Origin of the sequence: Quadrisphaera sp. INWT6, from assembly GCF_015390235.1 — a bacterium.
In the GTDB taxonomy this organism is placed as follows: domain Bacteria; phylum Actinomycetota; class Actinomycetes; order Actinomycetales; family Quadrisphaeraceae; genus Quadrisphaera.
The window spans coordinates 399,938-415,214 of record NZ_VUOH01000004.1; the positions used below are offsets into that span (position 1 = coordinate 399,938).

Genomic DNA, 15,277 nt, shown 5'->3' on the forward strand with positions numbered 1-15,277 from the left:
GGGGCTGCGTCCGCCGCCGTCAGCCGACGCGCACGACCATCTTCCCGGTGTTGCCGCCGCGCATCATCGAGCTGAAGGCCTCGAAGGTGCGCTCGACGCCGTCGACCACGGTCTCCTCGTGGACCAGCTCACCGGCGGCGAACCACTCGGCCAGGCGGGCGGTCGCCTCGGGCAGCTGCGCGGCGTAGCTGCCGAGGGTGAAGCCCTGCAGGGTGAGGCCGCGGGTGATGGCGTTGGCCAGGTTGTCCGGGCCGGGGGTGCGCGGGGCGCTCCGGTCGGCGTTGTAGCCGCTGATCGCGCCGCACAGCGCCAGGCGCCCGCCGCGGTTCATGACGTCGAGCGCCGCCTCCAGGTGGTCACCACCGACGTTGTCGAAGTACACGTCCACGCCGTCCGGCACCAGCGCGGGCAGCTGCTCGCGCACGGGGGCGGCCTTGTAGTCGAGCGCGGCGTCGAAGCCGGAGCGCTCGCGCAGGCGCGCGGTCTTCTCGGGCCCACCGGCCGAGCCGACGACGCGCGAGGCGCCGAGCAGCCGGGCGACCTGCCCGACGGCGCTGCCCACGGCACCCGCGGCGCCGGAGACGAAGACGACCTCGCCGGGCTGCAGGTGGGCGACGGAGGTCAGGCCCACGTAGGCCGTCTGGCCGGTCAGGCCCAGGATCCCCAGGTGCACCGACGACGACACCGCCTCGCCGGAGGGCCCGCTCACCTCGGGGACGGCGCGGAAGCCGGAGGCGTCGCCCTGGGCGACGTCGCGCCACCCCAGCGCGTGGGTGACCAGGGTGCCGACGGGCAGCTCCTCGGCCGTGCTGGCGACGACGCGGCCCACGGCACCGCCGGTCATCGCCTCACCGAGGCCGAAGGGGGGCACGTAGCTCTTCACGTCGTCCATGCGGCCGCGCATGTACGGGTCGACCGAGACGAACTCGTTGGCGACCCGCACCTGGCCGGGCGCCAGCTCGGGGAGCTCCACCTCGACGAGGCGGACGTCGCTGGGCTGCGGCTCGGCCTGGGGGCGGGAGACGAGCTGCCACTGGCGGCTGCGGGCGGTCTGCGCGGCCGGTGCGGACTGTGCGGTCATGGGGGGACCTCCTGGGGTCGGGGGGCGGTTCGAGGGGTGCTGCGTCAGCGGGCGAGCAGGCCGGCCGCGAGCAGGGCGCAGCCGAGCAGCGGGGGCCCGGCCTGGACCAGCGCCGCCCGCAGCTTCGAGCGGTCGGACAGGGCGAGCACCAGGCCCGCCGCCACCATCGAGCCGGCACCCGTGAGGGCCAGCGCCGCGCCGACGGCGCTCGTGGTGCTGCCCGCAGCGCTGGTGCCGACCACGACGACCCCCGCGCCCGCCGCGACGGCGAGGAAGAGGTTGTAGAAGCCCTGGTTGAACGCCAGCGCGCGGGTCGCGCGCGCCATCTCCGGCGTGGTGCCGAAGGTGGCGCGCGCCCGCGGGCTCGTCCAGGCCAGGGACTCCAGCACGAAGATCCACACGTGCAGGAGAGCGGCGGCGCTGATGAGGACGAGCCCGGTGGTGACCACGAGCAAGTACTGTAACGATCGTTGCACAACAACGCGAACGGGAGGGCCACGTGGGTCGCCAGCAGGGGTTCGACACCAGCGCCGTCGTGCGCAGCGCCAGAGCGGTCTTCTGGGAGCACGGCTACGACGGCGCCTCCGTCCCCGCCCTCGAGCGCGCCACCGGCCTCGGCCGCTCCAGCCTCTACCACGCCTTCGGCAGCAAGCGGGGCCTCTTCGACGCCGCCGTCACCAGCTACCTCGACGAGGTCGTCCGCCCCCGCCTGCAGCCCCTGCGCGCCGCCGCCGTCGCCCCGACGGCGCTCGCGGGCTACCTCACCGGCCTGCGCGCAGCCCTGGCCGCGGCCCCGCGCACCCCGGGCTGCCTCCTGCTCAACACGGCGACCTCGCCCCTGGGTGGCGACGACGCCGTCGCCGCCACCGTCGGGGCCTACCGGGCCGAGCTGGCCTCCGCCCTGGCGGCAGGGGTGCGCGCCGCCAGGCCCGACCTCGACGCCGCCGCGGCGCGCCACCTCACCGAGACGCTCACCGGCCTGGTCCTGGCGGCCTTCGCCCTCGCCAGGACCGACCCGGCCGCCGCCACCGGCTGCCTCGACACCGCCCTGGTGGCCTGCTCACCCCTCGGCCTACCGCCTGCTCACCCCACGAGGGGCACGCGCAGCGCCAGCCGGTAGCCGCCCTCGCCGTCGGGCCCGGCCACCAGGTCACCGCCCAGCAGGTCGGCGCGCTCGCGCAGGCCCACCAGGCCCATCTGGGACGACGGCAGCCCCAGCGGCCGGCCCGAGCGCGGCCCGTTGGCCACGACGACCTCCAGCACGTCGCCGTCCCGCGACCCCCGACGCGCCACCCGCACCGACACCGCGGCACCGGGTGCGTGCTTGCGGGCGTTGGTCAGCCCCTCCTGCACCGTGCGGTACACCGCCCGCTCGACGGGGGGCTCCAGCACCAGGGCGTCGTCCAGCTCCAGCGACACCCCGCACCCGGACGCCTCCACCAGGTGCCGCAGGTCCGACAGCCTCGGCTGCGGCTCCAGGGGCGCTTGGCCGGGTCGGGGCGCCCGCAGCACCCCGACCATGTGCCGCAGCTCCTCCAGGGTCGCCACCCCGAGCTCCCGGATGGTCGAGGCGCTGGAGCGCACCACCTCGTCGGGCGCGGTGACCTGCAGCGCCCCCGCCTGCACCGCGATGAGGCTCACCTGGTGGGAGACGACGTCGTGCATCTCGCGGGCCAGCCGCAGCCGCTCGCGCTCCAGCGCCCGCGCCTCGCGCATCTCCCGCTCCGCGCAGTGCGCCGCCTCCAGCGCCACCAGCTGCTCGCGCAGCTCCTCGCGGGTCCGCGCCAGGCGGCCCAGCGCCACCGGCGCCGCCCCCGCCAACGACCCGTAGACCAGGTCGAGCAGGAGGTCCCGGGGGCTCTCGCCGGCCAGCGCCAGCAGGTCGTGGGGCGTCGGCGGCGAGGGCAGCGCGGCCAGCGCCGCGGTCACCGCGGCCGCCACCAGCAGCAGCCGCCGGTGCTCCGAGCGCCGGGACAGCTGGTACAGCGCCACCAGTGCCGGCACCAGCGCGAACGACAGCGACAGCGCCGGCAGCGTCATCACGAACCCCGCCTGCGGCGCGCGACGGCGCAGCAGCAGGCCCAGCAGCGCCACCCCCGCGGCCACCGCCCCCCAGCCCTCGACGCGCCCGCCGCTGGAGGTGGTCACCGCGTCCAGCGCCGCCGCCGCCAGCAGACCCACCTCGCCCAGCACGCGCAGCGCCGTGCGCCCGCCCTCACCCACCCGGCGCCCACCCGTCGTCCAGGCCCGCCTGCCGCGCCAGCAGCGCCGCCTGCACCCGGCTGGTGACGGCCAGCTTGCCCAGCACCGCGCTCACGTGGTCCTTCGCCGTGCTCGACCGCATCCCCAGCTGCCGCCCCACCTCGGCGTTCGACAGCCCCCGGCCCAGCAGCGCCAGCACCTCCGCTCCCGGGCGGTCAGCGCGGCCACCTGCGCCCGGGCCGCCTGAGCCGCTGCGCCGCCCGCGTCCTGACGCCGCAGGAGCGCCCGCGCCGCCCCGGGGGACAGGACCACCGCCCCGGCCGCCAGCGCCAGCACCGACGCGACCAGCTGCTCGGGAGGCGTGTCCTTGAGCAGGAACCCCGACGCGCCCCGCGCCAGCGCCTCCTCCACGTGCTCGTCGGCGTCGAAGGACGTCAGCATCGCCACCGCCGGCGGCTCCGGCAGCGCCACCAGCTGCGGGAGCACCGCCAGCCCGTCGACCACGGGCATCCGCACGTCCAGCAGCACCACCGCCGGACGGACCGCCGCGACGACGCCCGCGGCGTCGACCCCCGTCGCGCACGCCAGCACCTCGACCCCCTCGGAGGCGTCGAGCACCACCTGCAGGCAGGACCGCACCAGCGCCTCGTCGTCGACCACCACGACCCCCACCACCCCGGGATCATCGCGGCTGCCCCCCGGGCGCGGTCGGGCGGGCCCCCCGACCCACCCGCTCGGCCCTGCGATGCTTGTCCCGTGACGGGCCAGGGCAGCGGTGCGGCTCCCGGCCCCGCTCCGCGCCGGCGGCCCGACGCGTCCATGACGCTGCTCGTCGAGGTCGTCGAGCGCCCCCTCGACCCCGGCTACGCCGCCGCCGCCGAGCGCCGGCGCTCCCGGGAGGCCACCGGCAGCGAGGCCTCCCGCCGCGGGCCCCGCCGCCGCCGGGCCGCGGTCACCGCGGCGATGGCGCTGGTCGCGGGCCTGCTGGTCACCGGCGCCGCCTCGGCGCTGACCCGCCCCAGCGACCCCGACGACCGCGCCGCCCTGGTCAGCGACATCGAGCGCCGCACCGCCGACGCCGACGACGCCGCCGCGCAGGCCGCCGCGCTGCGCGCCCAGGTGCAGGCCCAGCAGGACGCCCTGCTCGCCGGTGACGACGACGCCCCCACCCGCGACCCCGGCCTCCTGGTGGCGTCGGGCACCACGGCCGTGACCGGCCCCGGCCTCGTCGTCACCGTCTCCGACGGCCCGGGCGCCACCGGCGACGGCGCCAGCGACCCCCGCGACGTCGACCCCGACGTCGACGCCCGCGTGCAGGACGGCGACCTGCAGCGCGTGGCCAACGGCCTGTGGAGCTCCGGCGCCGAGGCGGTGGCCATCAACGGGCAGCGCCTCACCGCCGCCACCGCCATCCGCAGCGCCGGCGGCGCGGTGCTGGTCAACTTCCGCCCGCTGTCCCCGCCCTACCGCGTCGAGGCCGTCGGCTCGCCCAACGCCCTCGCCGCGTCGTTCGCCCTGACCCCCGCCGCCCGCTGGCTGCAGGCCCTCTCGGACCAGTACGGCATCGGCGTCCAGGTCTCGACGTCGGACGAGCTGGACCTGCCCGCGCTCGACGCGCAGCGCCTCTACAGTGCTCGGGTCCCCGAGGAGCAGGAGCCCACCCCGTGATCGCCGCCGTCGGCCTCGTGCTGGGCATCGTCCTCGGTCTGGTGCTCGACCCGTCCGTCCCGCCGTGGCTGCAGCCCTACCTGCCGATCGCGGTGGTCGCCGCGCTGGACGCCGTCTTCGGGGGCTTCCGCGCCCTGCTCGACGGCATCTTCGACGACCGCGTCTTCATCGTGTCGTTCCTGTCGAACGTGGTGGTCGCGGCGGTGATCGTCTACCTGGGAGACCAGCTCGGCGTGGGCAGCCAGCTCTCCACCGGGGTCATCGTCGTCCTCGGCATCCGCATCTTCTCCAACGTCGCCTCCATCCGGCGGCACCTGTTCAAGGCATGAGCGCCCGCTCCCCGGAGCCGACCGGGCAGCCGACCGGGCAGCCGACCGAGCAGCCCGACGAGCAGCCCGGCGTCCTGCCGGGCCAGCTGGCCCTGGACCTGCCCGCTCCCGAGCCGGATCGCGTGCCCGAGCCGGGGCCCGCGGCGCTCCCCGCCGCGGAGCGACCCGGCAGCGGCGGCAGGCCGGTCACCGGGATGCGGGGGCTGCGGGCGGCCCTGGCCCCCCGCGCGACCCGCGGGCAGGTCGTCGTGGGGCTGCTGTGCCTGCTGCTGGGCGTGGCGGTGGCGGTGCAGGTGCGCCAGCGCACCGGCGCCGACCTGGCCGGCCTGCCGCAGTCGGAGCTGCTGGGCCTGCTGGACGACGCCACCGACCGCTCCGACCGCCTGCAGCGGGAGATCAGCGAGCTGGAGACGGCCCGGGGCCAGCTCGAGGCCAGCGGCGACCAGCAGGCCGCGGCCCGCGAGCTGGCCCAGCAGCGCCTGGACACGCTCGGCATCCTCGCCGGCACCCTCCCGGCGAGCGGCCCGGGCATCCGCCTGACCGTGCAGGTCCCCGCGGGCACGACGCCCAGCGCCGCCACGCTCCTGCTGGGGGCGGTGCAGGAGCTGCGCGACGCCGGTGCGGAGGCCATCCAGATCGGCGACGCCCGCGTGGTCGCCAGCACGGCCTTCACCGACGACACGAGCTCGGGCGACGGCGCCGTCGCGGTCACCGGGCCCGGGGGGCCGGTGGTCGTGCGGGCGCCCTTCACGGTGCTCGCGGTCGGCGGGGCGCAGACCCTGGCGTCGGCCATGGAGTTCCCCGACGGCGTCGGTCCCACGGTCCGCCGGGTGGGCGGGTCGATCAGCGTGGAGCAGCTCGACCAGGTCGACGTGACGGCGTTGCAGCCCGCACCGGAGCCTGCGTACGCTCGGCCGGTCGACCCGGCCGACGCCGGCTGACGCCCCCCACACGCTCCCAGGAGGACGCCACGTGACCGACGTCGAGGTGCCCGAGGGCCTGCGCTACACCGCCGAGCACGAGTGGGTCGCCGACGCCGGCGACGGCGTGGTCCGCGTGGGCATCACCGCCTACGCCCAGGGCGAGCTCGGCGACATCGTCTACGTCTCCCTGCCCGCGGTGGGCGAGCGCGTCGAGGCCGGCACCTCCTGCGGCGAGCTGGAGTCCACCAAGAGCGTCAGCGACCTGTACGCCCCGGTGACCGGTGAGGTGGTCGCCCGCAACGACAGCCTCGACGGCAGCCCGGAGCTGGTGAACTCCGACCCGTACGGCGAGGGCTGGGTCCTCGACCTGCGGCTGGACGACCCGGCCGCCCTCGACGCGCTCCTCGACGCCGCCGGCTACCGCGCGCAGATCTCCTGACCGCACCGGTGAGCGCGACGAGGGTGACTAGGGTGGGCCTGTGAGCGAGCGCGACGAGAACGAGCGCGACGAGCCCGGTCGCGGCGGGTCGGACACCACGATGTCCTTCCCGGCCATCTCGGTGCCCGAGGTCGAGGTCTCCGGCGAGGCGCCCCCGCCCGGCCTGACGTCCGACCAGCAGCGCGCCGTCGACGCGCTCCCGGAGGACTGCGCCCTGCTGGTGGTCCAGCGCGGCCCCAACGCCGGCGCGCGCTTCCTGCTCGACGCCGAGCGCACCACCGCCGGGCGCCAGCCCAGCAGCGACATCTTCCTCGACGACGTCACCGTCTCCCGCCGTCACGCGGAGTTCGTCCGCGACGGCGAGCGGTTCCGCGTGCGCGACGTCGGCAGCCTGAACGGCACCTACGTCAACCGCGACCGCGTCGACGACGTGCTGCTGTCCGCGGGTGACGAGGTGCAGATCGGCAAGTACCGCCTCACCTTCCACCCGTACCGCGCCGCCCGGTGACGCGGCGGTGACGCGGCGGTGACCCCGCCCCCGCAGGGCTCGGGCGCCGCCGGCCGCAGCGAGGAGCCCCTGCTCACCATCGGTGAGCTGCTCTCACGCCTGGCTCCCGAGTTCCCCGACGTGTCGCACTCCAAGGTCCGCTTCCTGGAGGACCGGGGCCTGGTCTCGCCGCAGCGGACCCCGAGCGGGTACCGCAAGTTCGCGCCGGCCGACGTCGAGCGCCTGCGCGCCGTCCTGACCCTGCAGCGCGACCAGTACCTGCCGCTGCGCGTCATCCGCGCCCACCTCGACGCGCAGGACGCCGGCCTGGAGGTCCCCGCCGACCCGGCTCCCGCCGCCGCGCCGCCGCCACCCCCCGCACAGCCGCTGCAGCCCGTGCAGCCGGCGTCCCAGGACCCGTCGGAGCCGGTGGCCGTGACGCGCGCCGAGGCGCTGGAGGCCGCCGGCGGCGCCACCGGGCTGCTCGAGGCGCTGGAGGACCACGGGCTCCTGCCCCGCGAGAGCGCCGGCCGCTACCCCGCGGCCGCCCTCGACCTGGTGCGGGCGGCCCGCGTCCTGGCCGACCACGGCGTCGAGCCGCGGCACCTGCGGGCGCTGCGCAGCGCCGTCGGCCACGAGGCCGCCCTCGTGGAGCAGGTGGTGAGCCCCCTGCGCCGCCAGCGGTCCGCCGACGGCGACGGCGAGGCGCAGCGCGTGGGCGCCGAGCTGGTGTCCTCCATGCTGGCGCTGCACGCCGCGGCCCTGGGCTGCGCCCTCGACCCGTCGTGAGCCCGACCGGGGGTTACGGTGGGCGGGTGCGTGAGCTGGACGTCGTGGGTGTCAGGGTCGAGATGCCCTCGAACAACCCCATCGTGCTGCTGCGGGAGCGCGACGGAGACCGCTTCCTGCCCATCTGGATCGGTGCGCCCGAGGCCAGCGCCATCGCCTTCGCCCAGCAGGGCGTCGTGCCGCCGCGGCCCCTGACGCACGACCTGCTGAAGGACGTCATCGCCGCGGTGGGCCGCCAGCTGGTCGAGGTCCGCATCGTGTCGGTGACCGACGGCGTCTACCACGCCGAGCTCGTCCTCGACGGCGGGTTGACCGTCAGCGCCCGCTCGTCCGACGCGATCGCCCTTGCGCTGCGCACCGGCTCGCCGATCCTGGGGGCCGAGGAGGTCCTGGAGGCCGGGGGCCTGCCCGCCCCCGAGCAGGACGAGGACGAGGTGGAGAAGTTCCGCGAGTTCCTCGACCACGTCAGCGCCGAGGACTTCGAGGCCCCCGGCGGCGACGACACGCCGGGGAGCGACACGCCGGGACGGTGAGGGGCCCCGTCGTTGACGGGCGCCCTGGGCGGCCCTACCGTCAGGGAGACGACGTGCGCCCGACCTGGTGGCGTCGCGAGGACGGGAGGTCCGCGTGAGGGGCTCGGGAGACGGTGGCGGGACCCGCGGGTCCGTCGCTGCGCAGAGCCTGCTGTTCACGGAGGCGCTGCCGGCGCTCGACCGTGACGCGGGCTACCGGGGCCCCACGGCCTGCAAGGCGGCGGGCATCACCTACCGCCAGCTCGACTACTGGGCCCGCACGGGCCTGGTCGAGCCCAGCGTGCGCCCCGCCAGCGGCTCGGGCACCCAGCGGCTCTACGGCTTCCGCGACATCCTCGTGCTCAAGGTGGTCAAGCGGCTGCTCGACACCGGCGTCTCCCTGCAGCAGATCCGCTCCGCCGTCGTGCACCTGCGCGAGCGCGAGGTCGAGGACCTGGCCCAGATCACCCTCATGAGCGACGGCGCCAGCGTCTACGAGTGCACCTCCGCCGAGGAGGTCGTCGACCTCGTCCAGGGCGGCCAGGGCGTCTTCGGCATCGCCGTGGGCCGGGTCTGGCGCGAGGTCGAGTCCTCGCTGGCCACGCTGCCGAGCGAGAAGGTCGACGGCGGCGGCTCCGGCACCGACGAGCTCGCCGCCCGCCGGGCCGCCCGACGCACCACCTGAGCCCCCAGCCCGGGGCGGTCGGCGCGGTCAGCCCAGCACGGTCCGCAGCCGGGAGCCGGCAGCGGTCCGCTGCACCTCCAGGCGCGCGGGCACGCGCGTGCGCAGCTCCGGGACGTGGCTGACCAGCCCCACCGCGCGCCCCCCGGCGCGCAGCTGCTCCAGCACGCCCATCACCTCCTCCAGCGACTCCGGGTCCAGCGTGCCGAAACCCTCGTCGACGAACAGGGTCTCCACCGGCGTCCCGCCGCCCTCGGCGCGCACGACGTCGGCCAGGCCCAGCGCCAGCGCCAGGGAAGCCATGAAGGTCTCGCCTCCCGACAGGGTCGCGACGTCGCGCTCCACGCCCGTCCACGCGTCGAGCACCCGCAGGCCCAGCCCTGACCCCGCCCCGCGCCGCTCCAGGGCGTCGGTGTGCACCAGGCGGTAGCGCCCGTCGCTCATGACCTCCAGGCGCTCGCTGGCCGAGACCGCCACCTGCTCCAGCCGCGCCGCCAGCACGAACGTCGACAGCTTCATCCGCCGGGTGTTGCCGCCCCCGGTCCCCTCGGCGCAGCGGGCCAGGTCACCGGCGACCTCCGCGGCGGCCGCCAGCGGCCGGGCGGCCGCCGCCCCCTGCTCGGCCTGCACCACGAGCCGCTCCAGCACCTGCGACGCGCTGCTCGCCCGCTCGGCGGCGCGCAGCGCGGTGTCGGCAGCGGCGTCGGCCTCCTCGCGCTCGCGCCGGGCCCCGACCAGCGCCTCCGCCGTCCCGACCGCCGGGCCTGCTCCTGGGCCCTCTGCGACGGCCGCACCCAGCTCCTCGAGCTGGGCCTGCACCCGGGCGCCGGCGCGCTCGTGCTCGGCCACGGCCTCCTCGAGGCGGCGGCGCTCGCCGGCCGGGCGCTCGGCCAGCGCCGCGGACTCGAGGTCGGCGAAGCCCCCTGAGACCGCCGCGGCGCTGGCGGCCTCCCGGGCCGCCTCCTCGGCGCGGAGGGCGGAGGCCTCGGCCTCGGAGGCGGCGGCGAGCTGCTCGGCGGCGTCGGCCAGGGCCGCCAGGCGCGCGCTGCGAGCGGTCAGCCCCTCCTCGCCGTCGCGGGCGCGCTCGAGGCGCTCGGAGTCGTGGGCCAGCCCCGCCGCGAGCTGCTCGGCCCGCTCGCCCAGGCGCGCCAGCGACGCCACGACCTGCTCCTGGGTGCGGACCGCCGCCGCGTCGGCGGCCTCGACGTCGGCCAGCCGGGCGCGCAGGCTCCCCACCAGCGCCGCCGCGGAGGAGGCGGCCGCGGCCCGGGCGCGCAGCTCCTCGACGCGTGCGGCGGCCTGCTCGGTGCCCAGGTCGCCGGCGCGGGCGCGGGCGGCGGCCACCTCGCGCTGGAGGTCGTCGAGGCGCTGCTGCGCCGTCCGCGCGGCGGCCTCCGCGCGGTCCCACCGCTGCTGGGCGGCGTCCTCGGCGGCGGCCGCACCGCTGCCCGAGGCGCTGCCCGAGCTGTCAGGCCCCTCCGGAGCCGCTGGAGCCGGGTGCTCGCAGGCGCCGCACACCGGGCAGGCCGCCCCGGGCCGCAGGCGCGCGGCCAGCTCGGCCGCGACGCCGTCCAGCCGTCGCTGGCGGGCGTCCAGCCACCCCGCGCGGGCCTCCAGGGCGGCCTGGGCCGCGTCGTGGGAGCCCTGCGCCGCCGACGCGCGGCGGGTCTCCAGGGCGTCGGCGGCCCGGGCGTGGTCGAGCACCGCCTCGGCCTCGTGCAGGGCGTCGGCGGCCGCCGGGGCGAGGACGGCCAGGTCGGTGCTCCCGGCGAGCTGCTCGGCCAGCTCGACGCGCTGGAGCGCGTGCTGCTCGCGCTCGGCGGCGACCTGCTGCTGGAGCGCGTGCACCCGCTCGTGCTCGGCGGCCACCTCGCGGGCCTGCCGCTGCCGGGCGGCCAGGTCGGACTCCAGCGCCACCAGCTCGCTCAGGCGGCCCTGCTCGCGGCGGTGGGCAGCGGCGCGCTCCCGCAGGTCCTGCGAGGTCGGCGGCTCCTGCGCCGAGGTCGCCGCGGAGGCCTCCCCTGAGGCCTTCCCTGAAGCCTGCCCGGGGGTCTCGCCGGCGACCTCGGCCAGGTGGGCCGCGGCGGCGCCGGCGCGGGCGGTGGCCTCGCGCAGGGCGGTGCCGGCCGCGCGCACGGCGTGCAGGTGACCGCTCAGCCCCGCCGCGGCCGCGGCGGCCACCAGCTCGGTGCGCTGCGCGGCGACGCTCGGCGCGGCGGCGAGCAGGGCGCTGCGGCGTGCGTGCAGGTCCGCCAGGCGCTGGGCCCGGTCGGCGGCGGTCTGCGCGGCGTGCTCGCGGGTCTGCGCCGCCCGGGCTGCTGCGGCGGCGGAGGCGCGCTGCGCCTCGGCGGAGGTCGCGGCTGCGCGCACGGCGCCGGCCAGCTGGCTCACGCGCTCGACCACCTGCTCATGACCGGTGGGGCCGTCCTCGGGGGCTCGGGGGCCCACTCGGCGGCGGTGTGCTCGGCGCGCTCGGCGGTGGAGGCCAGTGCCGCGGTGGCCCGCTCCAGCGCGGTGGCGGTGCGGGTGCGCTCGGCCACCAGCCACCGCTCGGCCCGCTCGAAGCGGTCGGTGGCGAACAGGTGCTGCAGCAGCGCCCGGCGCTCGGCGACCCCGGAGCGCAGGAAGGTGGCGAACTGCCCCTGGGGCAGCAGCACCACGGTGGCGAACTGCGCCAGGCCCATGCCCAGCAGGTCGGTGACGAGCTGGGCGGCCTCGTCGTTGCGGGACGACAGCGGCCGCCACCCGTCGTCGCCGGCCTCGGGGTGGCCGGGGGCGTGCTCGCTGAGCAGGGTGCGGGCCTGCTCGGTGGTGGTGCCCTCGCCGCGGCGCTTGGGCCGCTGCCAGGCCGGGGAGCGCTCCACCCGCAGCCGGCGCCCGGCGACGGTCAGCTCCAGCTCGACCACCGGCGCCAGGTCGGGGGCGGCGTGGTGGGAGCGCAGGTCGGGGGCCGCGGCGGCCCGGGCCCCGGGCACGGCGCCGTACAGGGCGAAGCAGACCGCGTCGAGCACGCTGGTCTTGCCCGCCCCGGTCCGCCCGTGCAGCAGGAACAGGCCGTCGGCGGACAGGGCGTCGAGGTCGACCTGCTCGCTGCCGGCGAAGGGCCCGAAGGCCTGCACCGACAGGCGGTGGAGCCTCACGCCACCACGCCCGCGGCCGTGCTGGGGCCGCTGGGGCCGCTCGAGGTGCCGGTGAGCGCTCGCTCCCCGTCGCGCAGGTCGACGGCGGCCAGCTCGGGCCTGCCCGAGGGGTGGCCCGGGTGGCCCGGGTGGCCCGGGTGGCCCGGGTGGTCGGCGTCGACGTGCTCGGTGCGGGTGGCCTCCAGCGCGGCGCGCAGCAGGGCGCGCTCGGCGTCGTCGGTGGCGCGGCCGCGGGCGTGCTCGACGAAGGAGCAGCACAGGGCCTCGTCGTCCAGGCCGGCGACGCGCTCGGCGTAGCCCTGGGGCCGCCGGGCCCCGGGGACGGGGTCGGGCTCCCACGAGAGCACCAGCACGTGGGGGAAGCGGGCGCGCAGCGCGGCCATCGGCTCGCGGGGGCGCTCGGGGTCGGTCAGGACCACCTGGCACCACGAGCCTTCGGCGGTGGCGTGCTCAGGAGCGCCCAGCAGGTGCTCCAGGCGGCCCCGCAGCAGCGCCAGGGCCCGGGGCGGGGCGACGTCGACGGCGTCGACGCGCTCCACCCCGCTCGCGCCGAGCTCGACCAGCCAGTGGCCCTTGGTGCGCCCGGCCTCGCCGAAGGAGTACGCCAGCGGGGAGCCGGAGTAGCGGACCTGACCGGTGGGACCGTCGGTGAGGACCTGGCGGCCGTGCAGGTGCCCCAGGGCCAGGTAGTCGGGCCGCCCACCGGGCTCGTCGTCCGGCGCGTCGTCGGGGTGGCCCAGCAGCACGCCCGCCGGCACCGACCCGACGCCGCCGACGGTGATGTCGCGCTCGTCGCCGCTGGCCTCGCCGCCGACGACGAAGGCGTGGGCGGCGACCAGCGCGCGGGTGCGGCCCCGGGCGCCGTCGCTCGAGCGCCGGGAGGCGAGGTCGGCCCGCACCCGGGCTCCCACCTCACCGAGCACCGCCGCGTGGCTGCGGGCGGTGCCCAGCTGCCCCGCCACCAGCCCCGGCTCCAGGTAGGGCACGCCGTACAGCACCACCGGGCCGTGCGCGTCGGAGAGCTCCACGGGGCGGGCGGTGTCGGCGACCCGGGTGCGCAGGTGCAGCCCGGCGCCCTCGGTGGCGCGGCCGCCGAACCCCAGGCGGGTGGCGGAGTCGTGGTTGCCGCTGGTCAGCAGCACCTGCGCACCCGTGCCCAGGAGTCGGTGCAGCGCGTCGTCCAGGACGCCGACCGCGTCGACCGCGGGCAGGGCCCGGTCGTACACGTCACCGGCGACGACGACGGCGTCGACGCGCTCGGCGCGGACCACCTCCACGAGCGCGTCGAGGGCGGCGGCCTGGTGCTCGAGCATGCCCACGCGGTGGAAGGAGCGGCCCAGGTGCCAGTCGGAGGTGTGGAGGATCCGCACCCCTGCGACGCTAGGCGGCCCCACCGACAGCCCGTCGTGGCGGGGCGGGTGCCCTTCGCTCCCGGCGGTGTGCTGCGAGGAGGTGGCCGTGGGCCAGGAGGTCGACCCCGACGCGCTGGGACCGGACCAGCTGCGCGAGCACCGCGCCAAGCTCGTGCAGGGCCTCAGCGCGCTCTCGGGGATGCTCGCGGGTGACCGCAGCCCGGTCGGACGCGCGTTCGACTCCGGGGCTCCCGAGGTCGGCCTCGAGCTCGAGCTGGTGCTCGCCGACCCCGCCACCTGGGCCCCGGCGCGCTGCAACGAGGACGTGCTGGCCCGCATCGCCGGCACGCCGGACGCCGCGCTGTGGGGCCCGGAGATCAGCGCCCACACCCTGGAGCTGAACGCCCCGCCCACCACCCTGGCCGGCTCCGGCCTGGCCGAGCTGGAGCGAGGACTGCGCTCGCGGCTGGACGCCGTCGGCGCCCGGGCCCGCGAGGCCGGGCCCGGCTGCTGATGACGGGGATCCTGCCCACCCTGGGCCCCGAGCACCTCGACCCGGGGTGGATGACGCGCTCACCGCGGTACCGGGCGCTGCAGGAGGCGGTGCTCGCCGCCCGCGGGGAGGACCTCGAGCTCGACATCGGGGCCGTGGAGGGGGACGGCGTCGACGTCGAGGAGGAGGGCCTGCGCCACCGGCTGGGGTCGCTGGCCGCCGAGGGGGCCTGCACCAGCACCCAGGTGCACCTCAAGGTCGCCCCGGAGGGCTTCGCCGACACCTGGAACGCCGCCCAGCTGCTCATGGGACCCCAGGTGGCCCTGGGGGCCAACAGCCCCTTCGCCCTGGGGCGCCGGGTGTGGGCCGAGACCCGCATCCCGCTGTTCACCCAGTCCGTCGACGTCCGCTCCCTCGAGCACGCCCGCACCGGGGTGGCGCCCCGCGTCTTCTGCGGCAGCGACTGGCTGCGCACCGGCGCCCACGACCTCTTCGCCGAGAACGTGCGGCGCTTCCCGCCGCTGCTGCCGCAGAACTCCGACGAGGACCCCCTCGCCGAGCTGCTCGCCGGGAGGGTCCCCGCCCTGCCCGAGCTGTGCCTGCAGGGCGGCACGGTGTGGCGCTGGAACCGCCCCGTCTACGACGTCACCCCCGCCCGCGGCGGGCTGCCCGCCCGCCCGCACCTGCGGGTGGAGAACCGGGTGCTCCCCGCCGCCCCCACGGTCACCGACGCCGTGACCGACGCCGCGGTGTGGCTGGGCGCCGTGCGGGGCCTGCGCGAGGCCGGCCCGGACCCGGCCGCGCTCCTGCCCCACGACGCCGCCGTCGACGGGCTCTTCGACGCCGCCCGACACGGCCTGGACGCCCACCTGCCCTGGCCCGGCCTGGGAAGGGTCGGCGCCCGCCGGCTGCTGCTCGACGTCGTCCTGCCCCTGGCCGCCGACGGGCTGGCCGCCGCAGGGGTGGACGGCGCCGTCGCCGACCGCTACCTCGAGGTGGCCCGGGCCCGGGCCGCCTCCGGGCAGAACGGCGCCACCTGGCAGGTCCGCACCGCCGCGGCGCTCCAGGCGCGCGGCGCCGACCGGGCGACGGCGCTCGCGGGCCTCGTGGAGCGCTACGCCGAGCACATGGAGGCCGGCGCCCCGGTGCACACCTGGCCGCTGGAGGTGGGGGCCTGAGG

Annotated in this window: 15 protein-coding genes and 2 pseudogenes; 10 read left to right on the plus strand and 7 right to left on the minus strand. The window is 77.8% G+C overall.

The genetic code is table 11. The features are described from left to right. Positions 1-19: 19 nt before the first annotated feature. Together F1641_RS14365 and F1641_RS14370 are read right to left on the minus strand one after the other, a co-directional pair. Positions 20-1,081 carry an NADP-dependent oxidoreductase gene (locus F1641_RS14365; protein WP_194906680.1) on the minus strand — a complete coding sequence of 354 codons (1,062 nt, stop codon included), beginning with the start codon at positions 1,079-1,081 and terminating at the stop codon, positions 20-22. Between the two features lie 44 nt (positions 1,082-1,125). Beyond that, positions 1,126-1,530 (minus strand): DUF1304 domain-containing protein, encoded by a 405-nt coding sequence (locus tag F1641_RS14370; protein WP_194906683.1) that lies wholly within the window; start codon positions 1,528-1,530, stop codon positions 1,126-1,128. A 50-nt stretch (positions 1,531-1,580) separates the two neighbouring features. Here F1641_RS14370 and F1641_RS14375 point away from each other — a divergent pair, with 50 nt between their 5' ends. Then, entirely contained in the window at positions 1,581-2,201 is a 621-nt protein-coding gene (locus F1641_RS14375) for a TetR/AcrR family transcriptional regulator (protein WP_194906685.1), read from the plus strand. Here F1641_RS14375 and F1641_RS23375 read toward each other — a convergent pair. Together F1641_RS23375 and F1641_RS14385 are read right to left on the minus strand one after the other, a co-directional pair. After that, a complete protein-coding gene (locus F1641_RS23375; RefSeq protein WP_194906686.1) occupies positions 2,165-3,304 on the minus strand; it encodes a histidine kinase in 1,140 nt (379 codons plus the stop codon). The two genes, F1641_RS14375 and F1641_RS23375, sit on opposite strands and share 37 nt — an antisense overlap. Further along, a pseudogene (locus F1641_RS14385) lies at positions 3,297-3,958 on the minus strand (response regulator). Before F1641_RS14385 ends, F1641_RS23375 begins: the two are co-directional and overlap by 8 nt. A gap of 81 nt (positions 3,959-4,039) precedes the next feature. Here F1641_RS14385 and F1641_RS14390 point away from each other — a divergent pair. From F1641_RS14390 to F1641_RS14425, 8 genes are all read left to right on the plus strand, one after another. Beyond that, complete coding sequence (locus tag F1641_RS14390; protein WP_194906687.1) at positions 4,040-4,951, plus strand: DUF881 domain-containing protein; 912 nt, start codon at positions 4,040-4,042, stop codon at positions 4,949-4,951. Then, positions 4,948-5,280 carry a small basic family protein gene (locus tag F1641_RS14395; RefSeq protein ID WP_194906688.1) on the plus strand — a complete coding sequence of 111 codons (333 nt, stop codon included), beginning with the start codon at positions 4,948-4,950 and terminating at the stop codon, positions 5,278-5,280. The genes F1641_RS14390 and F1641_RS14395 overlap by 4 nt, the downstream gene beginning before the upstream one ends. Continuing rightward, on the plus strand, positions 5,277-6,221 hold the full coding sequence (locus F1641_RS14400) for a DUF881 domain-containing protein (protein WP_194906689.1): 945 nt from the start codon (positions 5,277-5,279) through the stop codon (positions 6,219-6,221). Before F1641_RS14395 ends, F1641_RS14400 begins: the two co-directional genes overlap by 4 nt. 31 nt (positions 6,222-6,252) lie before the next feature. Beyond that, positions 6,253-6,642, plus strand: a complete 390-nt coding sequence (gene gcvH / locus F1641_RS14405) for a glycine cleavage system protein GcvH (protein WP_194906690.1) — start codon at positions 6,253-6,255, stop codon at positions 6,640-6,642. Between the two features lie 100 nt (positions 6,643-6,742). Further along, complete coding sequence (locus tag F1641_RS14410) at positions 6,743-7,150, plus strand: FHA domain-containing protein (protein WP_194906942.1); 408 nt, start codon at positions 6,743-6,745, stop codon at positions 7,148-7,150. Positions 7,151-7,168: 18 nt separating this feature from the next. Next, positions 7,169-7,918, plus strand: coding sequence for a MerR family transcriptional regulator (locus F1641_RS14415; RefSeq protein WP_194906692.1), 750 nt, complete (start codon positions 7,169-7,171; stop codon positions 7,916-7,918). A 26-nt stretch (positions 7,919-7,944) separates the two neighbouring features. After that, complete coding sequence (locus tag F1641_RS14420) at positions 7,945-8,451, plus strand: bifunctional nuclease family protein (RefSeq protein WP_194906693.1); 507 nt, start codon at positions 7,945-7,947, stop codon at positions 8,449-8,451. 94 nt (positions 8,452-8,545) lie between these two features. After that, positions 8,546-9,115, plus strand: a complete 570-nt coding sequence (locus tag F1641_RS14425; RefSeq protein ID WP_194906696.1) for a MerR family transcriptional regulator — start codon at positions 8,546-8,548, stop codon at positions 9,113-9,115. Positions 9,116-9,142: 27 nt separating this feature from the next. Here F1641_RS14425 and F1641_RS22475 read toward each other — a convergent pair whose 3' ends face one another. Genes F1641_RS22475 through F1641_RS14440 form a run of 3 tightly spaced genes read right to left on the minus strand, consistent with a single transcriptional unit; the run spans position 9,143 to position 13,622 of the window. Then, entirely contained in the window at positions 9,143-11,503 is a 2,361-nt protein-coding gene (locus F1641_RS22475; RefSeq protein ID WP_194906698.1) for an SbcC/MukB-like Walker B domain-containing protein, read from the minus strand. Next, complete coding sequence (locus F1641_RS14435; RefSeq protein ID WP_194906700.1) at positions 11,500-12,252, minus strand: AAA family ATPase; 753 nt, start codon at positions 12,250-12,252, stop codon at positions 11,500-11,502. The genes F1641_RS22475 and F1641_RS14435 overlap by 4 nt, the downstream gene beginning before the upstream one ends. Further along, positions 12,249-13,622 carry an exonuclease SbcCD subunit D gene (locus F1641_RS14440; RefSeq protein ID WP_206691206.1) on the minus strand — a complete coding sequence of 458 codons (1,374 nt, stop codon included), beginning with the start codon at positions 13,620-13,622 and terminating at the stop codon, positions 12,249-12,251. The genes F1641_RS14435 and F1641_RS14440 overlap by 4 nt, the downstream gene beginning before the upstream one ends. Positions 13,623-13,710: 88 nt before the next feature. On the opposite strand from F1641_RS14440, the pseudogene F1641_RS14450 reads away from it, so the two are divergent. After that, positions 13,711-15,275, plus strand: a pseudogene (locus F1641_RS14450) (glutamate--cysteine ligase). The last annotated feature ends 2 nt before the right edge of the window (positions 15,276-15,277 follow it).